The sequence below is a fragment of the Micromonospora zingiberis genome (genome assembly GCF_004331455.1).
Classification (GTDB): domain Bacteria; phylum Actinomycetota; class Actinomycetes; order Mycobacteriales; family Micromonosporaceae; genus Micromonospora; species Micromonospora zingiberis.
Map to the genome: position 1 here is coordinate 1 of NZ_SJJR01000022.1, position 17,478 is coordinate 17,478.

Below are 17,478 nucleotides of genomic sequence, written 5' to 3' on the forward strand. Positions count from 1 at the left end.
GCAGCGCAGGCACGGGACTCCATCGGTCACGAAGCGTAGAGAACTCCGATGATCAATGGACCCGTGCCTGCTTGCTACCCCGGGGTCCCACCCGCCCAGACGCCCCACCTATTGCCGGTCGCTCTTACACTGCTGCCATGCGGCGACGGGACGTGCTCTGGTGGGCCTTGTTCGCCGCCTTCGCGTCAGCCTGGCTCGTCGTTGGCCTCTGGATCCACCTCGGCGGGGAGCCACCTCCCCTGCTCTTTGCGCTCGCGGCCGCCTGCAACCTCGCACTGGCCGCGACTTTCCACGTCTTCCGCGTACAGGGCATCTGGCCGAAGCGCCCGCGCGACGGTGCCAGCCGTCGAAGCGAAACTTAGGTACGCCCTGCATCGCTAGCGTCGACCTACCCACGGCCTCGGGTCGAGGGCGTTCTGGTGAGTCGGGCGGCGATGGCCTGCGCCAGCGGCAGGCCGATGAGCACCAGGAGGCCGGCAGCCGGCGAGACGAGCGCGGCCAGGGTCGCGGCGGCGAAGGTCACGCAGAGCGCGACCGGAGAAGCCAGCGTCCGGGCGCCTGTCTGACTCGACGGGGCGCGCAGGCCGGGGTGGCGGTCGACCCACCATGCCTGGGTGAGCGCGAGAAGACTGATGAGCAGCATGTTGCTGAGGTAGAGGACCGTCGAGTCGGTGCGCAGGTGTGTCTCGACGAAGAGTCGCGCGGTGGGAAACGGCAGGAAGACCACCGCCATCAGCCATGCGGTGTTGAGCAGGAGGAGCGTCTCGTCGTAGTCGACGAGTTGTTCGTAGAGGTGCCGGTGGGTCCGCCAGAACAGTGCGATGACCAGGAATGACACCACGAAGGAGAGGATGTCTCCGAGGTGCGCGGCGAACAGTTGGGCCACGGACTGCCGAGCCGTGCTCGCGTCGGCGAAGTTGACCAGGGGAAGCGCCAGCAGGGTCAGCGCGATCGCCACGCCTCCGTCGGTGAACGCGGCGGTCCGTTGGAGGCTGCGCTGACGCCGTTGCCGGAGGTCGGGAGCCTGCCGTGGGTCGGCGCAGCCAGCGTCCTCGTTCATGCCTTGATTGTGGCGAATCGGACACCCTCCGGCTCCGCGTTTCCTCGCCTTGGCGGTGGCGGGATCGCGGACACGCGTGGGGTGTGCGGGAGGTCAAGGAAACAGGTGGCCGATGAGCGGATGCGCGACCCTGCCAGATTCCTGTTGACCTCAACCAAAGTTCAGGTGCTTGACTGCCGGCCATGGATCTTGACGGCTTGCGCGTCGCCATTACCGGCGCCGCCCGGGACACGGGCCGGCTTCTGGCCGAGGCGTTCGCCCGACGCGGTGCACAGATCTTCCTCGCGGCCCGCGACCCGGTGGCGGCCCGGCGGGTTGCGGATGCGATCAGCCAGCGGGGGTTGGGTCGGGCTGAGGCGTTTCGCTGCGACCTCGCCGCACCGGATTCGGTGCGCGGGTTCGCCGCGGCCGTGGCCGACCGGACGAGTCACCTCGATGTGCTGATCAACAATGGCGCCACATACATCGAAGGTGACAACCTGGCAGACGCCTCGGACGACACGATCGAAAGCGTGATGGCTGCGAGCGGACTCGGCACCGTGCTGCTGACCAAACATCTGTTGCCGCTGCTGCGCGCATCGTCGCGGCCCGACGTCGTCAACATGATCTCCGCCTGCGGCGAGGTGGGGCACCGTCGTTCGGGCGCGCATCCCGCGTTCTACGCGGCCAAGCACGCTCACGCCGGTTTCGCGGAGATCCTGTCGCACCGGCTCCGGCCAGAGGGGATCCGAGTGATCTCCCTGTTTCCACCGGACTTCGTACAGAACGGGCCGCGGCGGGCGGACAGTGACCTCACTGCGCAGTCGGTCCTCGACTGCGTGCTCTTTGCGGTTGGTCAGCCACGAGACTGCTTCATCCGCGAGTTCCACTTCGAGCAGGTACGGAATCCACGCTCCTGAGAGCCTGCCGCGCCAAGCAGGCTGGGCCGACCGAGGATCCCCGGCGCAGGTACAGGCGCTGGGTCCGGCAGCACCGGAACGAAGAGCAGGTACGCGGACCTGCCGCCGACAGTGCGCGGTCTGCTGATCGGCCCGTCAGTATCCGTAGCCGCTGATCGCGGCGCTGCCGAACCTTGCGTGGAGCATCCGCGTCCTTGCAGCCCCGGCCACGATCCGTCGGGACGCCTAGGATGATCTCGATGACCATTCCCGAAACCCGACCCGACGGCGCCCCCACCGACGGAGCCCGGATCGAAGAGGCCCTGCGACTGCTCTGCGGCGCGCCGGTCGAAGTCGATGTCGCCGTCAAGCGGCTCAGCCGTGGCAGCGGTGTCTACGCCTGGTGGGCTGCTCCTTCGATCCTTCCCGACCTTCCCGGGCCAGCGAATGAAAGCGTCCCATCGCTGCGGCTGCTGTATCTCGGCCGGGCAACCAGCCTGCGGGGCCGGATCCTGCGCAACCATCTGAGGCGTTCGGGCAGCTCGACTCTGCGCCGTACCTTGGCCGGGCTTCTGGTGTCCGAGGGATACCGGACGACCTGGACCGATCGTGTCGTCCTGGTCCCTGAGGACGAGTCGCGGCTGACCGCGTGGATGTCCGCGCACCTGCGTTTGACGTGGGCGGAGGACGCGGAGCCGGCGACCATCGAGGCCGAACTTGTCCGGCGTTTGCACCCGCCGCTCAACGTACACGGCGTCGACCCCGAGCACCTCCAGGCGGCCGTGGTCGCCGCGAAGAACTCATACAACGCCAGCAGCCGCCCGGACGAGCCCACGCAAACGCCGTAACCGTCTGCTCGACACACGTGCCGGTGCGTGCTTATGGCCCAGCGGGCGCGCGAGGCGGTTCGTGCACTGCCAACCAAGGGCTCACGTCTCCCCAGGTCAGGGACGCTCGGTGGGCGATACTGAGATCGAACCAGTGGCCTCTTCGGTGTGAACTCTCGGCAGGCCGGTCGGATCAGGGGTCGTACGAGGTCATCCGGGCTGGTGGCGCTCGTTCCGGTCCGGTGCGGGTGGCACGGTTGCCGTACTCCGCTGCTGTACTTCCGGCGGCTCCCTCGTCCAGCCGATAAAGCGTCGGTGCAGTGCGCCGGCTGGCGCCCAGGGCATGTCCTCGGCGGCCTCAACGAGGTAGGCGCCGAGGTAGAGGGCCAGCGACACCGGCGCGTCGGCGTACTCCGCGCGCAGTTCCCGCCGCCGCGTCTGGCAGGGCCAGGGCAGGTCGCAGCCCCCGCAGCTCCAGATCGGCAGCACCGGGCCATGGCTGGTCACCGCACACCGCCAAGGAACCGGGCGACGCTCGCGCGGGCCTGCCGGCTGGTCGCCCACTCCACCTGCCAGCACGGGTACGGAGCCAGCCGCGACCACCACGCCCGGCAGCCGACACACAAGCCGTCGAGCCCTGGCACATGAACCGCGAGGATCACCCGCTCCGGGCCGCCGGTCACTGCTCACCCTCCTGGGGCCAGTGACCACGGCTGATCGGAATGCGGTGCCTGGCCTGGCAGGGCAGGTCGGCTCCGCAGCCGCAGATACGCCGCCAGTGCTGCCAGGACCACACCGGCCGATGCCGCCGGGCGAAGGTCAACGCGGTGGCTGAGAGGTACTCGTCGTACGAGACGCGCCGCACCTACCCTCCCTCGTCGCTCACGAGGGCGGCCTCTTCGCCCTCTGGTTGAGGGAGACGCGGCGACCAGGCGTGACTCGCACCGCCCGCCGCATCTCGTAAGCGAGAAGCTACGGTCAGTTGCGAGGCGGAACAGGTAAGGTTCCTACCCCTCGATCATGAGACGAGTCCGACCCTGGCCGCGAGGTCACGGGCGTCATCTCGGGTGGAACGCGGCCCGTCGAGCAGGTCCAAGGTGATCTGACGGGCGTACCCGTTGAATCGGATCGTCTCCGGAGCCGACTCGTACGCCTGCCGCAGCGTCGCCACGGCCGCTTCCTTGTCGTCCTTGCCGTAGTGCGCGCGAGCGACCTCGATGAGGTGGCGTGCCCGACGTGGCCTCGACGGGATCGCCGCCGCACCATGGCGACGGGCCTGCCGCACCGCCTCGCCGGATTTCTGCAACTCCACCGCCACGGTCACCGCATGAGCGCCCATGATGACCCGGGAAAACGACGTCTGCGGCTGGTAGAAGCCCTGCGGCAGGCGCTGCGCGACCCGGTCCGCACGATCCCAGTACCGCCACGCCCGACCCTCCTCACCGGCACGAGCAGCCGTGTACGCGGCTTCGAAGTTCAGCGCCCCCCACAGCGCCAACAGATTCGCACTCCCGTCGACCGCCTGCGACTCCAAAGTGGACAGCACGTCCAGCGTCACCAGCATCGCGGTGTCCCAGTCCCCGGCGTCCCGATGCACCTGGCACAGGAACCACCCCGCACCGGCAATCGCCTCTGGATCACCGGACTCCTGCGCCGCCACCATCGCCCGATCCGCCACCCGCCACAACAACTCGGCAGCGGGCTGGTAGGCAATGAACATCTGCGCCAGCCCGAGCATCTCCGCCAGCAGGGCCTGCGCCTGCCGCCGCTCGCCACCCTCGTACGCCAACACGGCACGCTGCCCGTCACGCAGCAACCCCGGCAACAACCCGCCCAGCACCGTACGGTGATCAGACGCCTGATGACGCGCTCGCCACGCCACCGCAAGCCGCTCCCTCAGACTGGGCAACGACTCCGCCGGGGTGTCACCAGGAAGCGCGACGCGGTTCACGGCATTCCGGACCGACGCCAGCGCCGGATGCTCCGGCCCGTTGACCACAGCAGACCGGTCACCCAGCTGCACGGCCAACGCCGACACATCGATCTTGAGGGCACGCGCGATCCGATCCAGCATGTGAATGCGCGGCGGCAGTATCCGATCGGTCTCCACCGCCTTAACCCACTCGGCGCTACGACCCACCAACCCACCGAGCACCGCACGGGTCTTCCCGGACCGCTCCCGGTAGACCTTCAACCGCTGCCCGAACGTCAACTCCGGCAAGGAATCCACCCGGAACCTCCTCGCGTAGCGCGGGATGCACCACCGACCCAACAGCCGCAATCACGCCCAACGCTACCGACCCGCAGGCCGCCTCATAACCCCTCACACGCCGGCGACTCCCTGCGTCCTGGCAGGCACCTCGACCACTCGCTTGTAAGTTCTGGGCGCTTCGTCTGGGGTGGTCCGCGCACGTCGCTGACGTCGGGCGTTAGTCTGTCGCCGGCTGGGTTCGGCTCTCACTGTCCAGCCCTGTTGCTGTCTCCGTTGCTGTCGACAGCAAGAGGGCTGACTGCTTCGGTGTGAAAGAACTTCCGGGTTCGCTGGACCAGCATCGACGTGGGCCATGAGGTGCGGAGACGGTCCACGGGTGTCCGTAGTTGTCCGTCGGTGTGCTTGCCGGTCGTCGCTCGGTTAGTCACCCAGGTCCTGTCTTGTCGAGTGCCCACGCCGGCGGGAGAGCCGCCGAAGCCTGCGCTCGTACTGGCCGGCGTAGGAACGCTGCGCCCGATTCATCGCCCGCGCGTCTGGATCGCTGGCCGCCTCGTAGTAGGAAACCTCGGCCGGGTCCTGGTCCTCGTCGACCAGGCGCGCGAGCGCTTCGCGGTCGCGCTCGATCGAGCCCCCCGCTCGTATGCGAGCCCGCCAGGCTATGCCTGTGGTGTCCTCCTCCACGCCATAGACGGTAGCGGCGTAGGACGTGGGCCGGTATCCGCTCTCCGCAGGTGGGACCGTCAGTTTGGAAGGTGCCTGGCGTCGGTCTGAGGCCACCAGCTCGGCTACCCGGTGAGCAGCCGTGAGACTGATCGCGGCAGGCAGAGCGGTGAGATTTGTGACGGGCCGGATGCCGCTGTTGGCCGGTGTTGACCGCTAGCTCGGGCACGTGTCGGGCGACGAGAGACGCGCTCAAGCGCCTCGGCGAATCCCTGACGCGATGACGAACTGCTGTACTTCGCTGCTGTACGGGCAGCAGAAAGGCCACCTCCCGAAGCCGGGAAGTGGCCTGAGCTGCGTGGGCGATACTGGGATCGAACCAGTGACCTCTTCGGTGTGAATGTTGAACTCGCCGACTGCCTAGCTTCAATCAGTGCTGTCTGACGTCGTTGCGTGAGGACTGGCTACCAACAGGGACCGCTCCTAGCTGAAGGAGTTCGAACCTGCTGCTGATTTCTTGCTGACGTACCGTCCTGGCCTCGTCCGATCCAGCCGGCTAGGTCCAGCGGCGGGCCATCCGCGTTGCGACCTGACGGTCGTTGCTTCATGCCCTAATCTTGACTTCATGCCCCAGGATGCTGACCACGCTCATCTCTACCGTCTCCTAGCAATGCTACCTGGGCCGGAAAATAGGCTCTTCTGGCAGGGCATTGCCAATTGCAACGACGCTTCACTTCAGTATGTTTATGAGAAAATGGGCCACATCGCCAGATTCCGGAGCAGTGTCACCCCTGACGGCCCTGGTGGCTACAGCATCTCCTACCTCTGCAAGTACCTCATGATTTTCTTCGGAGGAAACCGGGACTCGGTCAATGAGGAAGTTGGCCGTGAGCTATTCGCGACCGGCGCGGAGAAGAGCTACATGGGATCGTCCTTTACCCAAGACCTTGTCGACACTGCCTGGCGCCTGGTGGTGCGCCACCGATCGACAGATGATAATAAGCTGAGAGAATGGAGAAATGCCCAGAGGAACTTACTCCAGGCTGAGAGCTGACTCGCTCCGCAGCTTCCTTTATTGGGTTGAGAGTGGACTCATTCTGCACGCCACCTTCCCACGTCGGCCATTTTCGATGCTCGCTGCCTCGCCCACCGTAGACAAGTGGCCGCGTCCATCGCGGCAGCGTCTGCTGCGCGAAGGGCTGGACAGCCACCTCCTGACCCGGAGCTGACCTGCTCGCCGTGTCGCCCGTCGTCGTTCTCGGACCGGGTCCGTCGATTGGCTTGGCTGCGATGGATGGCTGTACAGCCATCCATCACCTGTCATGATCGCGTTCTGGCATGAACTGAAGGTCCGCCCGCATCGCCTTCAGTAGACGCAGCCGGGAATGAGCCAAGTTGGCGGTGACCTCCATGACTTCCTCGACGTCGCGCTGCCGTAATTCACCCTGCGACTTAATCGAGGCCATCGCAATCCGAAAACGTAACAGCACACTTTCAAATATTGCACACTCTGTGATGACTTCTTCGCTTGCAGTTATACTCATCTCGTGACCGACCACTTCGGACTCGTGCAGGAATAGATCGGCCTCCTCTTCAGCTTTCAATCGGCTTTGCGGATCAGGTGCGGCGATAAGTCGCTGAGCAGCGTCGGATGCTCGGGCCGTGACGTCCAGGAAGCGAACATAGAGCGCCTTGCGTTCTTCTCGTATCCTGTCCCGTACACTGTCAGAGCGGTGGATACTGGCTTGCCTTTCTGCGGCTCGTTCTTGCCGCTGCCCCGCTCTAGTGGCGCTTACCGTACCGACGATCCCTACAGCTCCGGTCATCACCGTTCCAATCACCGAAACCGCCCATTCCCACGCCATGTCCTGCATGGTTGCAGCTCACTGCAACGATCAACTGCCCCTCCGCGTGCCGTCGACCGACAAACCCTGGCCCTGGCCTGCTCGGCTTGCCTGGGTCGGCGGTGGACGGGATGAAATCCGGCAACCATCACCCCCCACGACCGCAACCGTTCGGCAACTCGGACAGATCGACTAGTCGGCTTTCGTGTTGCGGACCTCGCCCCGGCGGACACCGCCACAGCGGCGCAGTTGACCCAACCTCGCCCGACACCAACCCGGCCCCTGGCGGCGAAGGCGGCCACCAACGGTCACCCCTCCCCCTCCCAGGCGAGCAGTTGAACTGACCCGCACGGCTCCGGCGCCGGCTCCTGGGCGACACGCGCACGTTCGACGGCCATCGCCCCCATGCTCGGGGCTTGCCGGTCAACCCTTCCGCAACCGTTCGGCAACTGCGTCCTGAGTCGTCTGGCTCTCGCCGGATCACCCCAACCCACGCCTCGTCCTCCGCCCTCTCTCACCTCTACCTCTTCCCAACCTCGGATTCTGTGGGCGGTCGGCGTGATTCCGTTCGGCAACTCGCTCGGCCCTCGCCGTCGACCGGTCTATGCGGTTCCCGTTCTGAGACTGAATGCGTGACGGGAGAGAGGACGTTGTCGTCCTGGTCCCGGTCGACCTCCGGCACTCGTCACCGGGTCACCTTGCTGACCCAGGGAGTGACGCGCGGGGCGGGCGTGGCTTTCGGGCCGGCTGACTTTCCGCCCCGCCGCCGAAGGCGGGCGGGGCGGCGGCTCCGTCAGGAGCCGGTTACCGCGCCCGGCCCGCGCCGCGCGGAGCGCGCTTGATCTAGTACAGGCCAATTCGGCAACAGATCACAGGAAGCTACGAGCCGACCAAGGCCAATCACGACACCACCTGACAAACCGGCGCCCGTGCATCCCAACGGACCGAGCAATCCGCGACCCGTAGCGGCGTCGTCGGATACGAGCTGCCTGCCCGGACCCGCGCGCTGTCGTTCCCTGGGGTCGTCTTCCGCTGAGTCCGAGTGCTCTGCCGCCAGCTACCTGCCGGCCCGCCTACCGCCTCTTCCACCACTCGATACCCGTCACCGCAACCGGCGTCAACTCGTGGACGCCACCGGACGTGCATCGCCCAAGACGTGGCGGTGAATCACCTCAGCCGCTGCGGGCGGGGATATCTCGGCGGTGTTCAGAAAGAGATCACGCTGGGCCAGTGGTTCGGTGTCGTCCCATGCCCGCAGACGTGCGGTCGTGTCACCCGTGCGGCCTCTTTCCTGGCCGAGACGGAATCCGCTATCAGTCGTGGTGGATACGTTGACCCGCACGCCGGTCGGCTGCTGTTCGGGAAGTACGCCGAGCGGTGGAGGGAGTCGCGCAACGACGAACTGACCACGAGGGCACGGGACGCCTCGATCCTTCGGACGCACGTGCTTCCGCGCTGGTCGGATGTGCCGCTGTTCCGGATCGATCATCTGGCGGTTCAATCCTGGGTGACCGAACTGAGCGGCCGACGGTCGCCCGCCACTGTTGCGGAGTGCTTCCGCTTGCTCTCCTCGGTCCTTCGCGCTGCCGTCCGTGATCGGCTGATCGGCGCCAACCCGTGCGAGGGCGTGAAGGTTCCCTCACGGCGGAAGAAGGCCACCGATGGGCACGTCCTGACCCGCGCTGATCTGGTCGGCAGGCTCCTGCCCGCAGTTCCGGATCGATACCGCGCCCTGGTCGCGCTCGCGGGCGGCACTGGTCTGCGGTGGGGCGAGTGCACCGGGCTCCGCTGGGAAGCGCTCGACTTGGACGCGAAGACGGTTCAAGTGGTCCGGGTCGCCATCGAGGTTGCGGGCACGGTCACGATCAAGCCCTATCCGAAGTCACGGGCGGGCCGGCGCATCGTTCCGGTTCCCGACTTCGCGGTCGAACTGCTGGCGGCCCATCACGAGGCGTTCCCGGCTGGCCCACGCGGGGACGTGTTCACCAACTCGTCCGCCGGCCCACTGCGCCGGACGCTGTTCCGCGCTCGCGTCTGGCGGCCCTCGCTGGTGCGCGCCGGGCTACTCGGGGACGTTAGCCGGCTGGGCCACTTCAAGTGGCGGGCTGCCTGGGTCGACCTGGAAGGCGTCACGTGGTCCGCCGAGTTCACCACGGAACGGGAGGCGGTCGCGCACATCGCGAAGATGGCGCCGGGCGGGCTGCGTTTCCATGACCTACGGCACTCGTACGCGACCGAGCTGGTGTCGCGTGGCGTCCCGGTCAACGACGTCCAGGCGGTGATGGGCCATGAGAAGCCGTCGACCACGCTCAACCTCTACACCCACCGGTCGGACGGGCGAGATCAACGCATCCGCGACGCGTTCGCTGACGATCCGCTGACTTCCAACGACGACTAGCGATGCAATCAGCAAGAGGCACCCTCGCTTGAGGGTGCCTCTTCTTTGCTGTTTCGATGGTGGGCGATACTGGGATCGAACCAGTGACCTCTTCGGTGTGAACTCACGGCAGGCCGGTCGGAACAGGTGTCGTGCGAGGTCATCCGGCCTGGTGGCGCTCGTCCCGGTCGGGTGCGGATGGCACGGTTGCTGTACTTCGCTGCTGTACTTCTGACGGCTGCCGGGTCCAGCCGATGAAGCGGCGGTGCAGGGTGCCGGCTGGTGCCCAGGGCATGTCCTCGGCAGCCTGAATGAGGTAGGCCCCGAGGTAGAGAGCCAGCGACACCGGCGCGTCCGCGTACTCCGCACGCAGCTCCCGCCGCCGCGTCGGACACGGCCACGGCAGGTCACAGCCCCCGCAGCTCCAGATCGGCATGACCGGGCCGTGGGTGGTCATCGCGCACCGCCCAGAAATCGGACAACGCTCGCGTGAGCCACCCGGCAACCGACACACAAGCCGGCGAGCCCTTGAACATGCGCCGCGAGGATCACCCACTCCGATCCGCCGCTCATTGCTCACCCGCCTGCGGCCAGTGCCCACGATTGATCGGTATTCGGTGCCGGGCACGGCACGGCAGGTCGGCTCCGCACTGACAGATGCGCCGCCAGTGCTGCCAGGACCACACTGGCCGATGTCGGCGGGCGAGGGTCAGCGCAACGGCTAGGACGTACTCGTCGTAGGAGACCCGATTGACTGGCTCGTTGCGCGCCCGGTCCACAAGCGTTCCTCCGGCCATGTCGAAGGGAGCACTGCCGCCTCCTTGTGCCGCAGCTACTTGAAGACGTGGATGCCCAAGCGCGGGGGAATGCGCCGGACATCCACGTCGGCGAGGACGGCCCAACAGCGCCAACCGAGGGAATCGACTTCCCCGCCAACCTCCCACGGGTAGCGTTGGGTAGTCAAGGGCTGACGTAGGTGGTCTACTCGTGTTGCCAACCGAGGAGAACCACGTGCCACCGCGTTACCGCTACGAGCAGATCGCCGACGACCTCGCTGGACGCATCGCATCCGGCGAGTTCCCACCGGGCTCCAAGCTGCCCAGCCGGCGAGAGCTGATCGAGCACTACGAGGTCACCGAGCCGGTGATCGATCGCGCCATGCAGGTACTACGGATCAAGGGAATGACCGAGACGCTGCCAGGGGTCGGCGTCTTCGTCGCCGAGTGAGGCTCCTACACCCAACCTGCTCGGCATGGATCCCTCGCTTGTAAGTTCTAGGCGCTTTGTCTGGCTGGATCCATGCCCGTTCCGGACCTCGGCCGCCTGTCCCTGCCCGGCTGCCTGCGGCTGTCCGTGTCCCTGCTCGTTGCTGTCACCGTTGCTGTCAACAGCCACCTCTCGCCACAACCCGGATACGTGAGCGTGCCGTCTCGCTCCCGGCCGCCGCAGTCCTTAAGTGCATGCTGACGGCCAGATGGCCCAGAGGCGGTGCCAGAGGTCCGCCTCTGCTCGTCCCAGGCGAGTGTTGAATGCCGTCACGCATCTATCTCTAATCGTCCTTGAACGCTAATCTCGGGGCCATGTCAGGAGAAGCCCGCCATCTGGCAGAACTTCAAGCCAGCCGCAACCAAGCGCGTCACGCTTTCGCGTCGAAAATAGCGGATTTTAGGCGCAAGCACGGCAATGCAACAGTCGAATACCTTACTTCAGCAGCTAGGGAAAACGGGATAACTGTTCTGAAAAGCCAGGTCTCCGACATCCTTGCTGCCAGAAAAACAGTCCCCTGGGAGCTTATGCAGTTCATTCTTGAGGAAATACACAAAGTCGACCCCGCTACGCAAGGAAGCCTGGATCTTGAAGAGTGGCGGGAGGCCTACGAGCGATTTGCCGAGGCTACTCGGGACGAAAAAAACATACCGATTCAAACCAACATCTTTCAGAGCGGCCGGGACTACACGTACATTGCAGGCGGCCAGGTGGTCGTAGGGGCGACGCGGGCCACCTCGGCCGCCGCATCTGCCGAACAGAGCGGAACTCCGGATGAGATCAGCGAATACCTGTCGGAGCTTGAAAACGAAATCACCGCTGTAGCCAAGGCGGCGCGCAGGCGGCTTGTCATCTACCGCACCTTACGCTTCGCGGCGCTTGCCGCATCCGCTGTAACGCCCGCAGTAGCCCTGCTCAACGCTGCGACGTGGATAACAGCCGGCGTGGGAACTGTCGCCTTCCTGTCAGAGGGAGCTATTCAACTAACGCGGCTAAACGAGCGTGCAGTCCTAGACACTCGGCGGGTATCGAGCCTGAGCCGCGAATTCCGCATGTACAGGACGAGCGTCGGGGACTATGCAAGTGGGAACAATTATACTCTTCTGGTGCAGCGCATAGAGGAAATCAGGGAGAAGAACGATAACGAGCGACTTGACGTTGTGCAGCAGTCTTTTGGCGCTCATATATCGACTCCCGCGACCGATCAGATCCCGAAACGAAGCTGAGGTCCACAAATTCATCCGGATGACCCTATCAATGATGGCCTCACCTGGTGTCCGGCGAGCTGACTTATTCGTCCCGAAGGAACCACCATCCGTCGATAACCTGCACGGCTAGCAGGGCCGAGCTGACCGAACAGTCCGCCAGGGTCCACGGACGTCCGCCTCTGCTCGCATCCGTCGTCACCCAGTTCGTCATCCACCGACGGGCACCCGAGCCTTGGTCGTCACTTGGCGTTGAACTGTCGCCGGGTGCCAGGCCAATCGGGCAAAGGACACCCATTCCCTGTTGAGCGACGCGAACACCAAGCATCGACCGTTACCGTTGGGTACTGCTGGTCGACGTTCTACGGGCTGACGACGGCCTGGCCCGGCCCGAGAGCGCTCGGACTCCTCGTTTGGTCCGGACGGTACTTACATCACGTAACCTACTCGGTTTGGACGCGGATGAGCGACCTCTCCTTAGCTGCTGCTTTTTTCGAGATCCTGCGCATCACTCTCCTAAACAAGGAACGCTTCGGAGGCTTCATCGCGGTCGCCATCGGCGAAATGAGCGATGTCAACTTTTCGTGAGCTTTTTCAGTTGCGTCCCACAACTTATCCCAGTCATCCGGCTCCATGTCCTCGTCTATCGATACCGGCACATTTGCAAGCACGTAGGCAACCGAAAAATCCTGCTCAGCCTTCGCCACAGCATCCCAGTAGGGTGAATTTCTGTTCAGGCGACGGAGCCGAGTAGGCAGGAGTGAAATGCGGTGCATCTCAATTTGCAGCAGGTCCTCCGCCTTCCACACGTCTTCTCGCGTCAGCTTCAACATTTTGTCGAAGCCGTCATCTGCCCGGAAAGTGGGGTCCCTTTGCCATGCTCTCATTGTCAGACGCCCCCGAGCCTCAGTGCGGTAATCGAGCATCAGACGAGGAAGATTAACCTCCAAGGTGTCGGCAAATTCTCGAATATCTTCCTCCCAACGCTCCCTACGCCTGGTTCTAGCCTGCGCCCAAGGAACGATTACAGCCTGTACTGCGAGAGTCCCAAGGAGCGTTAGGGCCGCCCCGAGCACGACAGGCCCGATGTTGCCATCCATGCCCGACAACTTAGCCGCAGCACGCATCTTCACCTGCGCCCAAAATCTGCCATCCCGTCTGCCGTCGACCCGCCCTCCTGGGGAGCGGGCCGCCGCCCGGCACGCCACGTCAAGACGGCCTTGACGCAGGTTCGGACGCTGGCGGGTCGGGCGGTGGTCTGCTCGGCTCGCCCGGGTCGTCGGCTGCCGGGATGGCCTACCGCAACCACCTACGTACCGTGACCCGACGACGGAGCCCCGGCCATCCTGGAGCCGGAGCGCCCCCGCCGGAGGCGCAGTAGCCGCAACCGCGCGACCGCCGCCAGCTCGCCGATGCGGCCGGCGTGCGCTCCCCTACGCCGCGCGGCTCGTCCGCGCGGCCCGGCCGGCTGCCGGCCCACCAGCCCCACGTACCACGGCCTGTCGTCATGCGGCGGCCCACCGGGCTTCCCGCTCTCCGCGCCAGCCGCCGGGCGTGTTGCGTGGCCGGAGTCGGAGCGCCAGCGGAGCGACGGACGCGCGCCCAGGCGGCGGCGCGTGCGGCCCGTCAAGGGCCGCCTTGATAGACGTACAGAAAGTTCTCCCACATTGGCCGGTAGCCGGTCCGGCCCCGCTCGGCACCGAGGTTCACGACGGGTTGACGAGTCGGTACCCGGTGCTACTCTGGCGGTCGTCGAGCACGCCAGTGCGCCCTTCCTGCCGGATCGCTGGGCTCGACCACGGAGATGCTGAGCGGCCTTCCTGCCGCTGATGCGGGCCAGATCCCGCCGGTTCTCGATCACCTTGGCCGCGATGTCGGCCCGGAATCCGCTGAGTGGCCCAGCACGGTCTTTACGCCGTCACGATGGCCCGGATTCGCTCTCCTCGACGGGTGGGGCTCGCCTGCGGCAACCCGCCGGATGCCGACCTCCAGGCACCCCACCCGTCCCGGCCCCACCCAGCACGGCAACCGGAAGGACCACACCTCAACGGCGGTCAGCCAGACCCGCCCTCCGGCGTCAGCCGCCCTCCACGGCGGTGCCAGAAGACACCACGAACACCACCGACGGACAGCGTTCGCGACCGGTGGCAGTTCGTCGCCCGTCCCTGCCACCCGCCCTGAGGAGAGACCGTGTCCACCCTGCACCGTCCCGGCGTCGCCGCCGGTCGTACCGCCCAGGCCCTGCACCGGGCCGCCACCCCCGACTACTTCGGCTGGTTGGAGCACACCCGGACCGCCGGGGGTTGTGCCCGTCCTGTCCGGCTGACCGGCATCATGACCGCCGTCGACCGGGACACCGGGCGGGTCCTGGGCGAGCAGCACACCGACGAGTTGCCCGATCGGGTGCTCTACAAGGCGTGCGGCAACCGGCGAGCCGCCCAGTGCCCGGACTGCTCCTGGGTCTACGCCGGTGACGCCTTCCAGGTCGTCCGCTGTGGCCTGACCGGCGGCAAGACCGTCCCCGCCACGGTGGCTCGGCATCCGGTCGTGTTCGCCACCTTCACCGCGCCGTCGTTCGGCCCGGTCCACCACCGGCACGTACCCCGACACACCTGCACCGACCGGCGGCGCTGCGACTGCCGACCGGCCCCCTGCCACGCCCGCCGTGACGCCGTCACCTGCCCGCACGGGCGGCCCGGGGCCTGCTTCGCTCGTCACGACGGTGCCGATCCGCAGCTCGGTCGGCCGCTCTGCCTGGACTGCTACGACCACGATCACCAGGTCGTCTGGAACGTCTTCGCCGGTGAGCTGTGGCGGCGCACCAAGCAGGCCGTCGAGCGGTACCTTGCCGCCCTCTGCCGCCGGCGCGGCATCCCGAGGGTTGAGGTCGTCACCGACTCGGGCCGGGTTCGGCGGGTGCCGCCGGTGCGGGTGTCACACGGGAAGGTCGCCGAGATGCAGCGCCGGGGCGCGGTGCACTTTCACGTCCTGCTGCGTCTCGACGGGGTCGAGCCCGGTGACCGGCACGCCCTGGTCCCGCCACCGGTCGGGATCACCGTGGACGACCTCGACGCCGCCGTGCACGCCGCCGCCCGACAGATCGTCTTCGCCACTCCGCCGCATCCGGACCGGCCGCAGGGTTGGTCGATCGTCTGGGGTGAGCAGGTCGACGTTCGCCGCATCGGCACCGGCGACGGGGACGTGACCGACGCCAGGGTGGCCGCCTACCTGGCCAAGTACGCCACCAAGGCCACCGAGGTCACCGGCCACTGCTCCACCCGACTCACGTCGGGCACCGTCGACGCCTACGCTGACCCGGAGGGCGACCACCTGGCCCGGCTCATCGACGCCTGCTGGCGACTCGGCCGCCCCACCCGGCACCGCACCAGCGACACCGCCGCCCAGGCCGACGACCGTCAAGGCGACCTTGACACCACACCCGACGTCTACGCCGGGCTGCGACGGTGGGCGCACATGCTCGGCTACGGCGGGCACTTCCTCACCAAGGCCCGCCGATACTCGGTCACCTTCGGGCTGCTCCGCGACACCCGCGCCACCTACCGCCGCGCCGACGACGGCTCCGTCAGCGTCGGCACCCTGGCCTTCGTCGGCTCCGGATGGCTCACCGACGGGGACGCGCTGCTCGCCAACACCGCCGCCGCCCAGCACCGCGAGCGCAGCCGCGTCGGCCGGGAAGAACTCGCCCACGAGATGTGGTCGGGGGTGGCGGCGTGACCCGACCCCTCACCCCACGGTGGTACTCCCCTGCCGAGGTCGCCGTGCTGCTCGGCTTCGGCATCTCCAAGGTCAAGATGAAGATCGCCACCGGCGAACTGCGCTCCATCAAGGACGGCAAGTACCGCCGCATCCTCCCCGAATGGGTCGACGACTACATCCGCGACCAGATCGACCGGCAGGAGGCCGCCTGATGCCCGCCCGTGCCCGCGCCAACGGCGAAGGCTCGATCTTCCCCTACCGCAACGGCTTCGCCGCGTACGTCTGGGTCACCAAGCCGGACGGGAAACGCACCCGCAAGTACGTCTACGGCAAGACCCGCGACGCCGTCCACGACAAGTGGATCAAACTGCACCAGCAGGCCAAGGCCGGACCGGTGGCGACCAGTGTGCCGACCGTGGGCAGCTTCCTCGCCTACTGGCTGACCGAGATCATCGAGCCGAACCGGGCACCGCTCACCTTCGCCACCTACGAGACGTTCGTCCGGCGTTACCTCTCCCCCGGCCTCGGGTCCAAGCGACTCGACCGGCTCCAGGCGCGGGACGTGCAGACCTGGCTGAACCAGGTGGCCCGCACCTGTCAGTGCTGCGCCCAGGGCAAGGACGCCGCCCGCCGTCAGGAGAAGCGGCGCTGCTGCGCGGTCGGCCGGTGCTGCCAGGCGGTCCCGTCGACGCGCACGGTCAGCGACATCCGGGCCGCACTGCGCGCCGCCCTCACCCACGCCCAGGCCGAAGACCTCATCACCCGCAACCCGGCCGTGCCGGTCACCCTCGCCACCGTCCGCCGTCGACGCGGCAAGTCCTGGTCCAGCGAAGAGGCACGGAGGTTCCTCGAATCCGCCCGTGCCGACGCCGATCCGATCTACGCCGCGTACGCCCTGGTCCTCGTCACCGGCCTACGCAAAGGCGAAGCCCTCGGCCTCACCTGGGCAGACGTCGACCTCGACGCCGGGGAGCTGACCATCGGGCGACAACTGCAACGCGCACGCGGAAAGCTCCTGCACCGCGACACCAAGACCCCGGCGTCCGACGCCACCCTCCCGCTGCCCGACGTCTGCCTGGCCGCACTCAAGCTGAGGAACGAGCAGCGCGACGAGGCACGGGCAGCCGCCGGTAAGGCGTGGCACGACAACGACCTGGTGTTCACCACCCGCTACGGCACGCCCATCGAGCCGCGCAACTTCCAGCGCTCCTGGCAGACCCGCTGCGACAAGGCGGCAACGAAGCCGATCACGGTCCACGACGCGCGGCGGACCTGCGCCACCCTCCTGGCCGACCTCGACGTGCACCCGCGAGTCGCCATGCAGATCCTCCGGCACGCCCGCTTCTCCGTGACGATGGAGGTCTACACGCAGGTGTCCTCGCAGGCGACCCGGGACGCGCTCAAGCGCCTCGGCGAATCCCTGACGCGATGA

At 66.8% G+C, this 17,478-nt stretch carries 17 protein-coding genes and 1 pseudogene; 10 read left to right on the forward strand and 8 right to left on the reverse strand.

The window, feature by feature from the left end:
- Nucleotides 1-137 precede the first annotated feature (137 nt).
- Complete coding sequence (locus E0H26_RS24220; RefSeq protein ID WP_131307585.1) at nt 138-362, forward strand: hypothetical protein; 225 nt, start codon at nt 138-140, stop codon at nt 360-362.
- 26 nt (nt 363-388) lie between these two features.
- Here E0H26_RS24220 and E0H26_RS24225 read toward each other — a convergent pair whose 3' ends face one another.
- Nucleotides 389-1,060, reverse strand: a complete 672-nt coding sequence (locus E0H26_RS24225; protein ID WP_131307587.1) for a TMEM175 family protein — start codon at nt 1,058-1,060, stop codon at nt 389-391.
- A 182-nt stretch (nt 1,061-1,242) separates the two neighbouring features.
- On the opposite strand from E0H26_RS24225, the gene E0H26_RS24230 reads away from it, so the two are divergent.
- Together E0H26_RS24230 and E0H26_RS24235 are read left to right on the forward strand one after the other, a co-directional pair.
- Complete coding sequence (locus tag E0H26_RS24230) at nt 1,243-1,959, forward strand: SDR family NAD(P)-dependent oxidoreductase (RefSeq protein ID WP_131307589.1); 717 nt, start codon at nt 1,243-1,245, stop codon at nt 1,957-1,959.
- 230 nt (nt 1,960-2,189) lie between these two features.
- Nucleotides 2,190-2,786: a GIY-YIG nuclease family protein gene (locus E0H26_RS24235; RefSeq protein ID WP_131307591.1), complete on the forward strand. Its 597-nt coding sequence runs from the start codon at nt 2,190-2,192 to the stop codon at nt 2,784-2,786.
- 189 nt (nt 2,787-2,975) lie between these two features.
- Here E0H26_RS24235 and E0H26_RS24240 read toward each other — a convergent pair whose 3' ends face one another.
- From E0H26_RS24240 to E0H26_RS24260, 4 genes and pseudogenes are all read right to left on the reverse strand, one after another.
- Nucleotides 2,976-3,272 carry a hypothetical protein gene (locus tag E0H26_RS24240; protein ID WP_131307593.1) on the reverse strand — a complete coding sequence of 99 codons (297 nt, stop codon included), beginning with the start codon at nt 3,270-3,272 and terminating at the stop codon, nt 2,976-2,978.
- A pseudogene (locus E0H26_RS30505) lies at nt 3,269-3,697 on the reverse strand (hypothetical protein). Before E0H26_RS30505 ends, E0H26_RS24240 begins: the two are co-directional and overlap by 4 nt.
- A gap of 86 nt (nt 3,698-3,783) precedes the next feature.
- Entirely contained in the window at nt 3,784-4,995 is a 1,212-nt protein-coding gene (locus E0H26_RS24255; RefSeq protein ID WP_131307599.1) for a helix-turn-helix domain-containing protein, read from the reverse strand.
- A 402-nt stretch (nt 4,996-5,397) separates the two neighbouring features.
- Entirely contained in the window at nt 5,398-5,658 is a 261-nt protein-coding gene (locus E0H26_RS24260; RefSeq protein ID WP_131307601.1) for a hypothetical protein, read from the reverse strand.
- A gap of 604 nt (nt 5,659-6,262) precedes the next feature.
- Here E0H26_RS24260 and E0H26_RS24265 point away from each other — a divergent pair.
- A complete protein-coding gene (locus E0H26_RS24265; RefSeq protein ID WP_131307603.1) occupies nt 6,263-6,691 on the forward strand; it encodes a hypothetical protein in 429 nt (142 codons plus the stop codon).
- Between the two features lie 259 nt (nt 6,692-6,950).
- Here E0H26_RS24265 and E0H26_RS24270 read toward each other — a convergent pair whose 3' ends face one another.
- Entirely contained in the window at nt 6,951-7,502 is a 552-nt protein-coding gene (locus E0H26_RS24270) for a hypothetical protein (protein ID WP_206025350.1), read from the reverse strand.
- 1,135 nt (nt 7,503-8,637) lie between these two features.
- On the opposite strand from E0H26_RS24270, the gene E0H26_RS24280 reads away from it, so the two are divergent.
- Nucleotides 8,638-9,879 (forward strand): tyrosine-type recombinase/integrase, encoded by a 1,242-nt coding sequence (locus E0H26_RS24280; protein ID WP_165521972.1) that lies wholly within the window; start codon nt 8,638-8,640, stop codon nt 9,877-9,879.
- Nucleotides 9,880-10,018: 139 nt separating this feature from the next.
- Here the strand turns inward: E0H26_RS24280 and E0H26_RS24285 are convergent, their stop codons facing one another.
- Nucleotides 10,019-10,315 carry a hypothetical protein gene (locus E0H26_RS24285; protein ID WP_131307607.1) on the reverse strand — a complete coding sequence of 99 codons (297 nt, stop codon included), beginning with the start codon at nt 10,313-10,315 and terminating at the stop codon, nt 10,019-10,021.
- Between the two features lie 530 nt (nt 10,316-10,845).
- On the opposite strand from E0H26_RS24285, the gene E0H26_RS24295 reads away from it, so the two are divergent.
- Both E0H26_RS24295 and E0H26_RS24300 read left to right on the forward strand, forming a co-directional pair.
- Entirely contained in the window at nt 10,846-11,085 is a 240-nt protein-coding gene (locus E0H26_RS24295; RefSeq protein WP_131307612.1) for a winged helix-turn-helix domain-containing protein, read from the forward strand.
- Nucleotides 11,086-11,438: 353 nt separating this feature from the next.
- On the forward strand, nt 11,439-12,350 hold the full coding sequence (locus E0H26_RS24300) for a DUF4231 domain-containing protein (protein WP_131307614.1): 912 nt from the start codon (nt 11,439-11,441) through the stop codon (nt 12,348-12,350).
- Nucleotides 12,351-12,772: 422 nt separating this feature from the next.
- On the opposite strand, the gene E0H26_RS24305 is transcribed toward E0H26_RS24300, so the two are convergent.
- Nucleotides 12,773-13,429, reverse strand: coding sequence for a hypothetical protein (locus tag E0H26_RS24305; protein WP_131307616.1), 657 nt, complete (start codon nt 13,427-13,429; stop codon nt 12,773-12,775).
- Between the two features lie 1,090 nt (nt 13,430-14,519).
- On the opposite strand from E0H26_RS24305, the gene E0H26_RS24310 reads away from it, so the two are divergent.
- The 3 genes from E0H26_RS24310 to E0H26_RS24320 are packed head-to-tail and all read left to right on the forward strand — an operon-like array spanning nt 14,520 to nt 17,478.
- Nucleotides 14,520-16,064, forward strand: a complete 1,545-nt coding sequence (locus E0H26_RS24310; protein ID WP_131307618.1) for a replication initiator — start codon at nt 14,520-14,522, stop codon at nt 16,062-16,064.
- Entirely contained in the window at nt 16,061-16,258 is a 198-nt protein-coding gene (locus E0H26_RS30130; RefSeq protein WP_233220221.1) for an excisionase family DNA-binding protein, read from the forward strand. The genes E0H26_RS24310 and E0H26_RS30130 overlap by 4 nt, the downstream gene beginning before the upstream one ends.
- Nucleotides 16,258-17,478 (forward strand): tyrosine-type recombinase/integrase, encoded by a 1,221-nt coding sequence (locus E0H26_RS24320; RefSeq protein WP_131307622.1) that lies wholly within the window; start codon nt 16,258-16,260, stop codon nt 17,476-17,478. Before E0H26_RS30130 ends, E0H26_RS24320 begins: the two co-directional genes overlap by 1 nt.

Bases quoted from the DNA above. Each gene is read 5' to 3' on its own strand.
- E0H26_RS24220 (WP_131307585.1), top strand. From the start codon at position 138: ATGCGGCGACGGGACGTGCTCTGGTGGGCCTTGTTCGCCGCCTTCGCG.
- E0H26_RS24225 (WP_131307587.1), bottom strand. From the start codon at position 1,060: ATGAACGAGGACGCTGGCTGCGCCGACCCACGGCAGGCTCCCGACCTC.
- E0H26_RS24230 (WP_131307589.1), top strand. From the start codon at position 1,243: ATGGATCTTGACGGCTTGCGCGTCGCCATTACCGGCGCCGCCCGGGAC.
- E0H26_RS24235 (WP_131307591.1), top strand. From the start codon at position 2,190: ATGATCTCGATGACCATTCCCGAAACCCGACCCGACGGCGCCCCCACC.
- E0H26_RS24265 (WP_131307603.1), top strand. From the start codon at position 6,263: ATGCCCCAGGATGCTGACCACGCTCATCTCTACCGTCTCCTAGCAATG.
- E0H26_RS24270 (WP_206025350.1), bottom strand. From the start codon at position 7,502: ATGGCGTGGGAATGGGCGGTTTCGGTGATTGGAACGGTGATGACCGGA.
- E0H26_RS24285 (WP_131307607.1), bottom strand. From the start codon at position 10,315: ATGACCACCCACGGCCCGGTCATGCCGATCTGGAGCTGCGGGGGCTGT.
- E0H26_RS24300 (WP_131307614.1), top strand. From the start codon at position 11,439: ATGTCAGGAGAAGCCCGCCATCTGGCAGAACTTCAAGCCAGCCGCAAC.
- E0H26_RS24305 (WP_131307616.1), bottom strand. From the start codon at position 13,429: ATGGATGGCAACATCGGGCCTGTCGTGCTCGGGGCGGCCCTAACGCTC.
- E0H26_RS24320 (WP_131307622.1), top strand. From the start codon at position 16,258: ATGCCCGCCCGTGCCCGCGCCAACGGCGAAGGCTCGATCTTCCCCTAC.